Origin of the sequence: Acidocella sp. (genome assembly GCF_028687955.1) — a bacterium.
Classification (GTDB): domain Bacteria; phylum Pseudomonadota; class Alphaproteobacteria; order Acetobacterales; family Acetobacteraceae; genus Acidocella.
In genome coordinates this window covers 1-13,399 of record NZ_JAQTZC010000066.1, presented here as the reverse complement: position 1 = coordinate 13,399, position 13,399 = coordinate 1, and the positions used below count along the sequence as shown (strand labels likewise).

At 63.7% G+C, this 13,399-nt stretch carries 13 protein-coding genes; 5 read left to right on the top strand and 8 right to left on the bottom strand.

Going from position 1 to position 13,399, the window contains the following annotated elements; all coding sequences use genetic code 11:
* The 3 genes from PHE40_RS09085 to PHE40_RS09075 form a co-directional block, all read right to left on the bottom strand.
* Positions 1 to 1,935, bottom strand: a 1,935-nt coding sequence (locus PHE40_RS09085) for a glycosyltransferase (RefSeq protein ID WP_299961008.1), incomplete at its 3' end; no start/stop codon positions are given.
* A complete protein-coding gene (locus PHE40_RS09080) occupies positions 1,936 to 2,700 on the bottom strand; it encodes an N-formylglutamate amidohydrolase (RefSeq protein ID WP_299961006.1) in 765 nt (254 codons plus the stop codon).
* 14 nt (positions 2,701 to 2,714) lie between these two features.
* Positions 2,715 to 3,269, bottom strand: coding sequence for a histidine phosphatase family protein (locus tag PHE40_RS09075; protein ID WP_299961004.1), 555 nt, complete (start codon positions 3,267 to 3,269; stop codon positions 2,715 to 2,717).
* Positions 3,270 to 3,391: 122 nt separating this feature from the next.
* Between PHE40_RS09075 and PHE40_RS09070 the strand changes: the two genes are divergently transcribed.
* The 4 genes from PHE40_RS09070 to PHE40_RS09055 all read left to right on the top strand — a co-directional run bounded on the left by PHE40_RS09070 (position 3,392) and on the right by PHE40_RS09055 (position 7,584).
* The gene (locus tag PHE40_RS09070; RefSeq protein ID WP_299961002.1) at positions 3,392 to 4,105 is read left to right on the top strand and encodes a Tim44/TimA family putative adaptor protein; all 714 of its coding nucleotides are present in this window, start codon (positions 3,392 to 3,394) and stop codon (positions 4,103 to 4,105) included.
* Positions 4,106 to 4,110: 5 nt separating this feature from the next.
* Positions 4,111 to 5,226, top strand: a complete 1,116-nt coding sequence (locus tag PHE40_RS09065; RefSeq protein WP_299961000.1) for a murein transglycosylase A — start codon at positions 4,111 to 4,113, stop codon at positions 5,224 to 5,226.
* A complete protein-coding gene (locus tag PHE40_RS09060) occupies positions 5,223 to 5,465 on the top strand; it encodes a hypothetical protein (protein WP_299960998.1) in 243 nt (80 codons plus the stop codon). The genes PHE40_RS09065 and PHE40_RS09060 overlap by 4 nt, the downstream gene beginning before the upstream one ends.
* Positions 5,466 to 5,691: 226 nt before the next feature.
* Positions 5,692 to 7,584 carry a potassium transporter Kup gene (locus PHE40_RS09055; RefSeq protein WP_408838937.1) on the top strand — a complete coding sequence of 631 codons (1,893 nt, stop codon included), beginning with the start codon at positions 5,692 to 5,694 and terminating at the stop codon, positions 7,582 to 7,584.
* A 52-nt stretch (positions 7,585 to 7,636) separates the two neighbouring features.
* Here the strand turns inward: PHE40_RS09055 and PHE40_RS09050 are convergent, their stop codons facing one another.
* From PHE40_RS09050 to PHE40_RS09030, 5 genes are all read right to left on the bottom strand, one after another.
* On the bottom strand, positions 7,637 to 8,881 hold the full coding sequence (locus PHE40_RS09050; RefSeq protein WP_299960995.1) for a CCA tRNA nucleotidyltransferase: 1,245 nt from the start codon (positions 8,879 to 8,881) through the stop codon (positions 7,637 to 7,639).
* Positions 8,821 to 9,378 (bottom strand): CoA pyrophosphatase, encoded by a 558-nt coding sequence (locus tag PHE40_RS09045; protein WP_299960994.1) that lies wholly within the window; start codon positions 9,376 to 9,378, stop codon positions 8,821 to 8,823. Before PHE40_RS09045 ends, PHE40_RS09050 begins: the two co-directional genes overlap by 61 nt.
* An 18-nt stretch (positions 9,379 to 9,396) precedes the next feature.
* Positions 9,397 to 9,993: a DUF1285 domain-containing protein gene (locus PHE40_RS09040; protein ID WP_408838933.1), complete on the bottom strand. Its 597-nt coding sequence runs from the start codon at positions 9,991 to 9,993 to the stop codon at positions 9,397 to 9,399.
* Positions 9,994 to 10,055: 62 nt separating this feature from the next.
* Positions 10,056 to 11,315: an AmpG family muropeptide MFS transporter gene (locus PHE40_RS09035; protein WP_299960990.1), complete on the bottom strand. Its 1,260-nt coding sequence runs from the start codon at positions 11,313 to 11,315 to the stop codon at positions 10,056 to 10,058.
* A gap of 59 nt (positions 11,316 to 11,374) precedes the next feature.
* Positions 11,375 to 11,881 (bottom strand): DUF3617 family protein, encoded by a 507-nt coding sequence (locus PHE40_RS09030; RefSeq protein WP_299960988.1) that lies wholly within the window; start codon positions 11,879 to 11,881, stop codon positions 11,375 to 11,377.
* Positions 11,882 to 12,042: 161 nt separating this feature from the next.
* Here PHE40_RS09030 and PHE40_RS09025 point away from each other — a divergent pair.
* A partial coding sequence (locus PHE40_RS09025; protein WP_299960986.1) for a glycosyltransferase family 1 protein occupies positions 12,043 to 13,399 on the top strand: 1,357 nt, incomplete at its 3' end.

Here is a 13,399-nt window from a genome sequence, read left to right as displayed (position 1 = left end):
CCGCGCCGCCCGCGCGCCAATGTTATTTAGCCGTGAATAATTAAACGGCTCGGCAATCCGTATCACCCGGGTCCCCGGCAAATTAGCCTGCCTGGCGGTGAATGGCTCAGCCTCCGGCGAGGATGACCAGTTATCCAACAAAATAATCTCATATTCCACCTCGCGGGTATGCTGGCGGATCGCCGTCACACATTCCAGCGTCATGGCAATCTGGTCCCTGAACGGGATCAAAATCGAAACCCGCGCCGCCTTCTTGCGCGCCTCCGGCACCTGCCATCGCACTTGGTAACACGTCAAGCCACCCCGCGCCGTCACCGCGGCCGGCAGTCCGCGCCGCTGCAAATGCACCGCCACCGCCGCGGCTCCCGCCAGCGCCGCCCCTGGCTTGGCGCTGCCGCCCGCCGCCGCGGTCGAACCCGCCGTCTTGCGCCAGTGGTACAAAACTTCCGCAACATGGCAGACTTCCTCCGGCGCCAGCGCCTCCGTTAGCCTCAATAACAAATCATGGTCCTGCGCCCCGTCAAAACGCTTGTCCAGCCCCCCTGCCTGGCGCAGCACCGCCATTTCAACCATCACGAAATGACAAATATAATTAACCTCGAGCAAAAACCGGTAGTTAAAATCCGGCTTGAAATGCGGCTCCGACAGCCCCCCCGAATGGTCGATCTTGTCCTCATCGGAATAAAGCAGCTTCGCGCCCGTCGCCGCCTGCGCGCGCAGCATAATCTCCAGCGCGCCCGGCTCCAGCACATCGTCATGGTCAAAAAACGCAACAAATTTCCCTTGCGCCTGCCCCAGCGCCACATTGCTCGCCGCCGCAATCCCCGTGTTCCTCACCAACACCGCCAGCTTTATCCGCGCATCCGCCGCGCTCAACCGGCGCATCACCTCAGTCAGTTCCGCATCCTTGCCGCCATCATCCACCAGCAGCAACTCCCAGTTCCGGTAACTCTGGTTGCGTACTGAATCGATCGCCGTCAAAAAATCTCCCACCCGCGGCCGGTACACCGGGCATAGAATCGAGACGAGCGGCTGCTCCGGCGGCAACGCGCCATACCGCGCCTGCGCGCGCGGCAGCGCCAGCGGCAGCGCCTGGGCCGCCCACCGTCCGTAATCGCTCAGCAGATACCGCTCCCCCGGCAAGGCGGCCTTCAACTCCTTGCGTAGGTGATACGCAAACGCAAATAGCTCGTCCGCCCGTTTCGCCAGCCCGGCAATCCGCTCGCGCTCGTCATCCTGCGGATACGCAACCTCCAGCGGGCTGCCGCCCAATTCCTGGCGTCCCGGCATGGCATAAAACCTGAACGCCGTACGCCGGCGCGCACGCAACTCCGGCGGCGGCGAAAACGTAAACCCGCAGCCGGTGTCGCACCCCACGGACTCCGCCACATCCGCCCGGTACTGGTCCGCCAGCAATTCCGCCACCGGCTGCCCGCCCGTGGTCACCAATATCCGCACCCCGCCCTGCCTCGTCCTGGCCCGGTCGTCCACATTCAGCGCCCAGCCCTGAATCAGCCCGTCGATCATGCCATCCACGACACCTTCAACCCGCACTGGCTTGGCCAGGCAGAAACTCAGCTCAGCCATCTCCGCCCCCCCGCGCGAAGACATCGCAAGTCCCGCCCCATCGAGCGTCATAAACTTCAGCACATGCCGCAGCCCGTCATGATACCGCGGCGGAATATTATAATAAAACCCAATCCGGCTCGCCGGCAGCTTCAACAACACCGCATCATCACGATGCAGATCGCACCGGATCACGTCTGCAATCACATCATCAATCAACACCCGCAGCCGCAGGCTCTCGCCCGGCTGCCCAAAATCCACCGCCCAGCCGCCAACACCCGCCTCGTCGATCCTGTCCACAAACACCAGAATCCTGCTCTGCGCCGCCACCTGCGGCTTCCCCTTGGCTGCAACCGGACGCTTCGCCATCTAGCGCGCTAGCTCCATACCCAAACCAACCTCCACAATCGGCAACAATCGCACCAGCCGCGCCACCCAGGCCGCCTGCCCCGCCGCATCCTTTATCAAATCCTGGCGTATTTCTATCTCGATATAATCCAGCCCGCCCCGCTCGGCATGCACCGGCACGCCATAATCGGTCTCGTCGCTCACGCGGTAAGGCTCATTTTCCCCCACCACCAGCCCGCCCTCCCGGCGCAACAGCGCCGCCAGTAAGTGCGAGGCCCGTGGATTGCGATGATACAACACCGCAACCTCAACCTCCCGCGCAACCCCCAGATACACCGGCGTGAAACTATGCATCGCCAGATAAATCCGTCCCGGCCTAGCCGCCAGCAACCGCGTGATTTCATTATGATACGGGTCGAACACCGCGCGCCGCCGCGCCACCTTGTCCGCCTCGCTCAAACTAACATTCCCCGGCACCGGCGTCGCCTCGCTCACCTGGGGGACCGCGCTCTCCACCTCCGGCGGCCGGTTGCAGTCAATCACCAGCCGCGAATAGTTCTGCAACACGGCCGTCGCATCCAGCGCGGCGGCCAGCCCTCTGGTCACCTCCGCAATCCCGATATCCCAGGCAATATGCCGCCCGCGCGCCGCCGCGCTCAAGCCCAAATCGCCCAACGCCCTGGGAATCACACACCCGGCATGATCCGCCGTCAAAAAAAACCGGCTGGCCCCCGCCTCATTCACCACGCAAAAGGGCAGCGGCTCATCGTCTCCCAGTAAACTCATACGCGCTCCTTAGGCTAATGGTGCCAGCTGATTTGTTCAGGTGCCGGTGTTTTTGGATCATATTCCAGAATTTCGCCATTCCCGGCTGAAACTCCGGTTAACGCCAGAATAAACCCCCAATGGCTCACCAGCACCGTCGTCGCATCATCATCGCGCGCCGCCATCCGTGCCCTGAAAGCATTCGCCCGCGCCACCGTCTCTTCCGTGGTCTCGCGCCGGTCATGCCACCAGTTCGGCGGCAGATGCCTAAAATCATGCTGCGGAAACTTTTCCGCCAGCAAATCCGGATGACTCCCCACATCGCACACAAATGCCGTCCGCTCGCGCACCTCATGCATGATATCCACCCGCAGCCTATGCGCCTGCAAAATCGGCTGCGCCGTCTGCAACGCCCGCGTATAAGGCGAGATAATCATCCGCGTCAGCCGCACCCCCGCCAGCCGCGCCGCCGCCGCCTGCGCCTGCTCCAACCCGCGCTGCGTCAGCTCCGGGTCTTCAATCCCAGGGTCCACCCTGGTCGCGCTATAATGCAGGTTAAAATAGCTTTCCCCGTGGCGAAGCAGAAACATGGACAATCCTTCAAGCGCGGCAATGTTGCCGGGTCGCGTACATAGACGTATGTCCTAGAATAGTCATGAATTGGCTAGAGGCTGATCGTTGCCGCCCCCAGTCCCTGGGCAAGGCTGGCAACGTGAATCAGTCTCTACTCAAAAAGTCAGAGGGTGCCGTGCAGGCCAACGCGCTACAAAACTTCGGAGGGGTGCCCATCACCCTTATCCTTTTCGCCGGAATCGCCATCTTCCTGGGCCTGCGCCTGCGCAGCATCCTGGGGCGGCGCGTCGGCTTCGAGAAACCACCCATCCCCCCCGGCCAGATGCCCGGCTTCGCCAACGGCCCGATCATCGAGGGCCGGGCCTTCCCCGCCCAGCCCGGCCGCCAAGTACCGGACCCGCGCTCCGCCCTGGGCGAGCGCCTCATGCAGATCGTCAACCGCGATCCCAATTTTGACCCTCCCAAATTCCTCACCGGCGCCGAAACCGCCTTCCGCATGATCGTGACCGCCTTCGTCGCCGGCGACCGTGCCACCCTCAAATCCCTGCTGAACGAAAGCGTCTATCAAACCTTCGAGAGCGTCATCGCCGCGCGGGAAGCCGCCAATGAGCGCCACCGCACCGAGATCAAAGCCATTCTCTCCGCCGTCATCGACGATGCCGAACTGATCGGCGACCAAGCCGCCATCATCGTGCGCTTCACCTCCGATCAGGTGAACTTGACCCTGGATGCATCCGGCAACCCCCTGGTCGGCACCGAAGCCGTCACCGAACTCACCGACCTCTGGACCTTCGAGCGCAACCTAAAAAGCAAGGACCTCACCTGGCGCCTCGCCGCGGCGCGGAGCGGCTAAACCGCATGCGTCTGCGCCATCTCTGGTTCGCCCCCGCTCTCATCCTCGCCGGTTGCGTCCAACCGCAAACCGCCGTGCAACAAACCCTCCCCGGCGGGCCCAGCGCCACCAGCACCGCCATCGCCAGCCTCCCCGGCTGGGCGCAGGACAATACCGCCGCCGCCCTGGCCACCTTCGCGCAAAGCTGCAAGGCCATCCAGCTCATGCCGCCAGACCAATCCCTCGGCGGCACCGGCTTCCTCCAGCAAACCGCCGGCCAAGCCGGACAATGGCAAAACGCCTGCAACGGCGCGCGCGACACCACCCCAGGCAATGCCGCCGCCGCCCGCAGCTTTTTCGAAACCTACTTCACCGCCTACGACATCAACGGCACAGCCAAAATCACCGGCTATTTCGAGCCGGAATTCCCCGGCTCCAAAAACCGCGCGCCCGGTTACACGGTCCCCCTGTACGCCAAACCGGCTGACCGTGCCCTCGCCAACCTGCCCCGCGCCGCCATTGACAATGGCGCCCTCTACCGCAAAACCCCCGTCACCGCGTACCTGACCAACCCGGTTGACGCCTTCATGCTGCAAATCCAGGGCTCGGGCCGCATCCTACTGCCCAACGGCCAAATCTTGCGCGTCGGCTTCGACGGCCAGAACGGCCAGCCCTACACCCCCATCGGCCGGATTCTCGTCGCCAACGGCGACCTCGACGCCAATAACGTCAGCTACCAGAGCATTTCCGCCTGGCTGAAATCCCACCCCGCCGAGGCCCGCGGCATCATGGAACAGAACGCCCGCTACGTTTATCTCAGGCCCCTCGGCGGCCTGCCCGCAAACCAGGGCGCCCCCGGCGCACTCGGCGTCCCGCTCACCGCCGGCCGCTCCCTGGCCGTTGACTCCGCCGTCATCCCCCTGGGCATCCCGGTCTTTCTCTCCACGACTGACCCCGTAACCCACACCCCCCTCAATCGCCTGACCATCGCGCAGGACACCGGCGGCGGCATCCACGGTGCCGAGGCGGCTGACCTCTTCTTCGGCGCGGGGCCAGACGCCCAGGCCACCGCCGGAGTCATGCAGCAGCCCGGCAGCCTCTACATCCTGGTCCCGCGCCCCGCCGCCGGAGCCACACCATGAGCCCGCCGCACGTCGCCCTCTTCGTCACATGCCTGGTGGACGTGATGCACTACACCCCCACCCCGCCGCCCCTCAACACCACCGCCATCAACCACGATTCCTGCGCCGGCCTGCGCGAACTCGGGGTCAAAACCCAACCCCGCCAGAACGCCCAAACACACCTCCGCCACATCGCTGAGGTCCTGGCCCCCACCCCAACCGGCATCCCCGCCATCGGCCAATCCTCCCCCCATTCCTGATCTTACTTGCAGGTAATCCGCCAACCCGCTAAAGCTGCGCCCATCATGGCATCACATTGGCCCGCGTGAGCTTGTTTTCAGCGGCACAGAACAGCTGGAACCCATGCCTTCATGCTGGCGTTCCAGTTGCGCTTACCCCCACCACACGCGGCAATCCCGGTATCCCCTCGTGCGGCACAGCCTCGCGAACAGGCAAACACCGGCCTTCATCAAATGAGTAAAGCTGATTAAAATGACACAAACTGACGGCGGCGACATAAAACGGCGTTTACGGTTAAGCGTGCTCATCGCCGTCCTCGGCGTCGTCTACGGCGATATTGGCACCAGCCCGCTTTACGCACTGCAAACCTGCCTCGGTTATTTTTCCAACAAAGCCATGACCAGAATGGATGTTCTCGGCTTGGTTTCGCTCATTTTCTGGTCGCTTATCATCACTGTCACTCTCAAATACGTCACTTTTGTCATGCGGGCCGACAATAACGGCGAAGGCGGCATCCTCGCCCTCATGACCCTCGCCCAGCGCGCGGCAAAAAACAGCCGCGCCCGCACAGCCTTAAGCATGATCGGAATCATTGGCGCCGGGCTGTTCTTCGGTGATGGTATGATCACACCAGCCATCTCCGTGCTCTCTGCTATTTCCGGCCTGGAAGTTGTTTCCCCAGGTATGACCCCCGTCGTTGAACCTCTTGCCATCGCCGTTATCGTCCTGTTTTTCCTGGTGCAAAAGCGCGGCACAGGCGACATCGGTGCCGCCTTTGGCCCCATCATGTTCATATGGTTCCTCACCATCGGCGGCCTTGGTCTCGTTCAAATTCTGCATGACCCCGCCGTCCTGAAAGCCGCCAGCCCGGCCTACAGTGTCTTTTTCATCCTACGGCATGGTTTTACCGCTTTTGTTGTGCTGGGCGCCGTTGTGCTCGCCGTCACTGGAGCAGAAGCTCTCTATGCGGATATGAGCCATTTTGGCCGCAAGCCCATCCGCGCATCCTGGACTTATTTTGTCCTGCCCTGCCTGCTCCTGAATTATTTTGGCCAGGGGGCGCTCGTTATCGCCGACCCGGCTAGCGCCGTTAACCCCTTCTTCATTTTGGCGCCGCATGCGCTACAAATTCCTCTTGTTCTCCTCTCCACTGCGGCCACGATCATCGCCAGCCAGGCTGTCGTGTCCGGCGCGTTTTCCATAGCACGGCAATGTGTCCAGCTAGGTTTGTTTCCGCGCATGGAAATCTGCCACACCAGTGCTACGGAAGAAGGTCAGATCTACGTACCGCAAATTAACCTAATGCTCGCTTTCGGCGTCATCATGCTGGTACTCATCTTTCAGACCAGCAATGCCCTGGCCTGGGCTTACGGCATCGCGGTCACCGGTACATTCATCTGCACCAATATTCTGGCCGTTGTGGTGTTCCGCCGGTTGTTTCACTGGTCACGGGGTACTTCTATTGCCGTATTCGGCTTCTTCGGCCTGGTTGATCTTTCTTTCTTTGCCGCCAACACACTTAAATTTCTCGATGGCGGCTGGGTCCCCCTGGCCATCGGCCTGAGCCTCACATTTATCATGAACACTTGGCGCCGCGGCCGCAACCTCATCATCGCCCGCTGGACCCAGGACAGCCTACCCCTCGCCTCTTTCCTCGCCCGCCTGCCGCAATCGCGCACAATCCGAGTCCCCGGCACCGCCGTCTTCATGACCGGCAATCTGGATTTCGTGCCAAACGCCCTGCTGCATAATCTCAAACACAACAAGGTGCTGCACGAGCAGGTTTTCTTCGTGAGCGTCCGCACGCTTGACGTTCCCCAGGTCAAGCCGGAAAACCGCGCCGCCGCCGAGGAGGTCGCCCCCGGCATTTACAAAGTCACCCTCTCCTACGGCTTCATGGAAAGCCCGAACGTGCCGCGCGGGCTGGAGCGCCTCTCCGCCCAGGGCATCGAGATCTCCCCCATGCAGATGAGCTACTTCCTCGGCCGGGAAACCGTGGTCCCCGCCTCGGTGCCCAAACTCAACTTCATCCGCCGCGGGCTGTTCCTGTTCATGACCCGCAACGCCGTCTCCGCCACCGAATTTTTCCAAATTCCGAGCGACCGCGTGGTCGAGCTAGGCGTGCGCATCGCCATCTAGAGCCTGATCGTTTTAAGCCCGATCAGGCTCTAGCCATTTTTCTGAGGGCGATTCACGCTTTCGGCGCGCTCGGTTGAGCGAGCCTCAAACGATCGCGCTCTAACTCAGCACGTACCCGCGCCAGGCACGCGCGCGCATCCGCCACACAACCGCCCGCCAGCCACCAGCGCCGCACCGCGTCCAGCACCCGGCCAACGCCTGGCCCCGGCGGCACACCCAGCGCCACAACATCACGCCCCTGCACAGGAAACACCGGCCGCGCCATGGCGGCAATCCGCGCCCGCAAATCATCCCACCCCGGCCGGTCATCCTGGCTCAGCCAGCTCCGCCCGATCAATATTTCCCCCGGCGCCTCGGCCAAAGCTCGACGCAACGCCGCATCGTCAGCATCCGGCGCCAGCGCATTGGGCGCCATCAAGGCCACCAACCGCACCTGCTCCGCGCCGCTCAGCCGCCAGCACTGCGCGAACAATCCCACATCCCCGCGCAGCAGCGCCGCCACCCGCAACAATTCATCAACCGGCGCCCCGCGCGCCACCATCCCCGCCAGCCGCGCCTCATCGGCCTGCGGCAACACCAGTTCCAGCACACCCGTCTCGCGCATCAGCGCCACCACCGCACGCGGGTCCTCCGCCCGCAAAATCTGCTTCACCTCGCTCCACACCCGCTCGGCGGAGAGACTCCCCACCCCCGCGCGCAGCGTCACAATCGCCGCCACCGCCTGCGCATCCGGCACCCCGCGCCCATAACGCGCAAAAAACCTAAAAAATCTTAAAATCCGCAGATAATCCTCGGCAATCCGCCGGCCCGCCTCACCCACAAAGCGCACCTTCCCCGCCACCAGATCCTCCCGCCCGCCAAAATAATCAAACACCGCGCCATCGCGCGTGGCCGACATGGCATTGATCGTAAAATCCCGCCGGCTCGCGTCCGTTTTCCAGTCATCGGTGAACTCAACCACCGCATGCCGCCCGTCGGTCGCCACATCGCGCCGCAGGCTCGTCACCTCAAAACCGCGCCCGCACGCCACCACCGTCACCGTACCATGCGCCAGCCCCGTCGGCACCGCCTTCAACCCCGCGGCCCGCACTCGCGCCATCACCTCCTGGGGGCTCAACGGCACGGCGAAATCAACATCCGCCACCGCCTGCCCGGCCAGCATATCGCGCACCGCCCCGCCCACCATCCGCGCCTGCGGCAGCGCATCCCACAGCGCCGCCATGCCCGGCAGATCGATCACGCCGCCCCGCGCAGGCGCCGCGCCAAATCCAGCAATATCTTCGCCGTCGCCCCCCATATCACATGCGCCTCATGCGGCCAGACGATAAATTCCTGCTCCATCCCCCGCCAGAACACCTTCCGGCTGCGTGGCGCCGCCGGGTCCAGCAACATCGCAAACGGCAAACAGAACACCTCCTGCACTTCCCCCGGATCAGCCATGAACCTCACCCCGCGCGGCACCAGCGCCACCACCGGCGTAATATGAAACCCCGTCCCGGTGATAAAATCATCCATCCGCCCGAGCACCTCGGCTGCCGCCGGATCAAGCCCGACCTCCTCACGTGCCTCCCGCAGCGCTGCCGCCTCCGCCGAGGCATCCCCCCGCTCGATCTTCCCGCCCGGGAAAGAAACCTGCCCCGCATGGTTGGGCATCTGCGCGCTGCGCCGGGTCAGCCACACCCCGCGCTCCGGCTCCAGGGGAATCAACACCGCCGCCAGCCGGTTCCCCGCCGCCGCCAGGCAATTATGCGCCAGGCCGGAAGGCAACCTCCGCCGCAGCTCCGCCTCGGTCATCGCTCCATTTTCTCCAGCCTACCTGCCGCAGCCCGGCGGCAGATCGCCCAGCGAGAAAAACGCCCCGCAACTCCAAACACCCAGCACGCCGCGCCCCCGCACCATCCCCGGTTCCGCCAGCGCCACCAGCTCATAATACGTCGCCCGGCAGATCCGCGCCTCAATTGGAAACGCCCCCTTGCCATCGCGCACATGCAAATAGGGCGTCGGCTCGCAGCTCAGCAAATCATGTCGTATCCGTATCGGATGTTCCGGCCCCGCGGTAATGCACTGGTCGATATTGGTGCGAAACGTCAGCACCTGCTGCGCCCCCTGCCCCGACCATTCCAGCTCCATGGCCACAAAGGGTACATCCTCAACCTCGATCCGCCCCCGCTCCACCGGCGTTTCCAGCGTGTACCCGCCATCCGCCTCACGCGCCAGCACGGTCGAGAACAAACAGATCATCGGCTTGCGCGTAATCGGGCTGCCCCTGTACATCCAGGTTCCGTCGCGCCTGATCAGGAACGGCAAATCCCCGCAATCGGCGGCAACCCTCTCCGGCCTGAATCCGGCACAATCCCGTTTCTTACCCTGGCTCACAATCGCGCTTTTCTCCGGCCCCGATGATCTCATGATCATCCGATATAGGGATCATCACATCGCGATCAAATGGGCAACCGCGCGCAGCCCCCAAATCAACCGGGAATCTCCACGCCAACAAGCGCCAGCCGGTTCGCCGGCGGATAATAGCGCAGGATCACCAGCATCAGCACCATCGCCGGCACGGCCGCGAAAGCGGAGAGAATAAAGAACGGAATAAACCCCATCGCCGCCGCCATATACCCTGAAAGCCCGCCCACAGTCCGCAGCGCCATCGGCGCCAGCGAAGACAACAGCGCAAACTGCGTCGCCGTATGCTCTGGATGGCACAACCCTGACATATAACTCAGGAACGCCGCATCCGAGACCCCCTCCGCGAACGATTCCAGCGCCGAAGTCACCACCAGCATATGCGGCTCACCCGGAAACAACCCCAAAGCCGGATACATCGCCATCGCCAGCGTCTGGAACACCCCCGTGACCAGCAAAGCCCGCCCCACGCCCAGCCGCGCCACCAGCACACCGCCAACCGCCGCCCCCGCCAGCGTCGCCGCCAGCGAGACCGGCCCGTTCGCCACCGCGATCGCTGCCCGGTTAAACCCCAAAAATGTGTAATATGGCGCCAGCATCACCCCGGCCAGCGCCTCGCCAAGCCGGAACAAAATAATAAACGCCACAATCACCAGCGCCCCGCGCCGCGCCAGAAACTCCACCAGCGGCTCGCGCACCGCCTGGGCAAACCGCGCGCCGAACCGCGCCGGCGCAGCCTCGCGCGCAACCTGCGGCTCCACCGCCAGCCATGTCGCCACCGGCCCTGCCAGCGCCAGCCCCGCCATCAGCAAAATCGCCTCACGCCAACCGGTCTTCACCGAAAGCGCAATCACCCCGGCACCGGAAATCAGCATCGCCCCGCGATACCCCCACACATACGCCGCCAGCGCCGCCCCCTGCGCCCGGGGGGCAAACGTCTCAATCCGCCATGCATCAATCAATATATCCTGGCTGGCTGAAACAAACGCCAGCACCGCGCCAATTGCCAGCGTCAGCCCCACATTCGTCACCGGGTCAGAACAGCCCAGCGCCACGATGCACGCCACCAGCCCCCCCTGCACCAGCAGCAGCCACCCCCGCCGCCGCCCAAAAAACAGCGGCTTCACCTCATCGAACACCGGCGACCACAAAAATTTCAGCGTATAGGCAAGGCCGATATTCGCCGTCAGGCCGATCACCCCCAGCCCCAGATGCGCCGAGGACAGCCACATCCGCAACGTAAAGCCCGATAGCGCCAGCGGCAGCCCGGAGGAAAACCCCAGCGCCGTCATAATCGCAAAGGCGCGCAGCGGCGCGCCTCTCATCGCCGCGTCATTTCAAGCCACAACCGGGGCATGGCGAAGCGCCCAAACGCCGCTCCGCCCTACAAGCCGCCTGGGTCGTTGATATTATCCGCCTTGCTGAAGGCGCCATCAATCATGCTGCCCTCATCACCCGGCTCCATGCCCGCCTGGCATTGCCCCTGCCACTGTAATTGCGAGGTCACGGTCAGCGGCCCGGAACCCGCGTTGATCGTCGCCTTCAGCGTCACGCTTCGGGTGCTGAGATAATCGAGTATCTCATGAATCCGCACCGGCTTGCCCCGCTGCATGCAATCGCCATCAATCGCATATTTCGCGCCTGAGCCGGAAACAGTCAGGCTGGAGCAAGAGCTTCCATTACTGGTAAAAAACTTCATATCCGTGGCCGGATCAACGCAGCTCACCGTCACCACATGGTCGGCATTGGGCAGCGGCTTGCCATCCGGCCCCGTCACCGTTGTCGTACTCTGCCACAACCCAGGCTCCCTGGCCGGCAAGTTCGCCGCCGCCGCCGTATGGATCACGCCGAAACCAAGAACCGCCAGCACAGCGGCAGAGTGCATTTTCATTCGCATACTCCGTTTTAGCTAACCGCCGCCCGCGCCGCAAACCACCACCCGGCGCCGGGGCCGCGGCGCGAACTTTCCTGAAAACTCATCCTCCCGCAAGTCACCCTTGAAGGAGGTCCTCTTAGCTTGTATTAACCACTTTAAGTTGAAAGGTGGCCGCGATGACAATCTGGTTCGATGCAGAGGACCTGATCCAGTTTTTCCAGACCGCCACCCGCCCAACCGGCATCCAGCGTTTCAGCTTCGAGACCTACCGCGCCCTCTGGCGCCAGGCCGGCGCCTCCGGCACGCTCCGCTTCTGCCGCCGCACCAAATCGGGCTTCAAACCCATCCATTTCCCCGCGCTAGAGGCAGGCATCCTCGCCGCCGCCGACGCCAAAACCCCCGCCCGCTTTTCTTCCATCCCCCAGCCCCCGCGCGAGACCCGCCTCGCCATCGCCGCGCGCCGTCTGCCCCTGCACTACCGCCTGCCTCTCGGCGCCATGGCGCGCGCCGGCCTCGCCGCCACGGCCGCCAGCCGGGACCTCTGCCGCGCCGTGCTGCGGCCACGCGGCGCGCCGGGCAACCGCATCGGCGGCCATCAGTTCGACCTGCCCGCCCACCCCATCGCCTTCACCCCCGATGACTGGCTGGTGAACCTCGGCGCTTCCTGGGTCTGCCCCTACCCGCCCACGCTTCTCAGCGGCCTGCGCCGCCAGGGCGCACGCCTCGCTCTCCTCGCGCACGACCTCATCCCCGACCTCTACCCCGAATGGTGCACCCCCGGCACCGTGCGGGACTTCTCAAATTGGCTGCACACCATGGTGCCGCAAACCAGCCTGATGTTCACCGTCTCCCGCCACACCGCGCAAGATCTCTCCGCCTGCCTGCAAAAACACGGCACCACCATCGCCCCACCCGCCATACTCCCCACCGGCAGCCATGGCCGCGTAAGCCAGGCCGCCACGGCGCCCTTGCTGCCATCCCCCTACATCCTCATGGTCGGCACCATCGAAGCCCGCAAAAACCACACCGGCATGGTCCGCGTCTGGCGCCGCCTCCTCGCCACCATGCCCAAGGCATCCGTCCCAACCCTCGTCTTCGCCGGCAAAACCGGCTGGCTCACGGCTGACCTTTTGCAACAACTCGCCAACGCCAACTGGCTCGGCGGCAAAATCCGCTTCATTGACAGCCCCAGCGAAACCACCCTCGCCAACCTCTATCAGCACTGCCAGTTCACCCTTTTTCCTTCCTTTTACGAAGGCTGGGGCCTCCCCGTCACCGAAAGCCTCTGCTTTGGCAAAACCGCCGCCATCTCCAACCGCGCCTCCATCCCCGAGGCCGGCCAATCCTTCTGCGCCTATTTTGATCCCGAAAATCTTACCGAGGCCGCCGCCACCATCCGCACCCTCATCGAAAACCCGCAACAAATTGCCCGCCTTGAGCAACATATCGCCGCCACCTTCACCCCGCCAACCTGGGATGCCACCGCCACCACCCTGCTCAACCACCTCGGCGCGGCAACGCAACCCCACACAA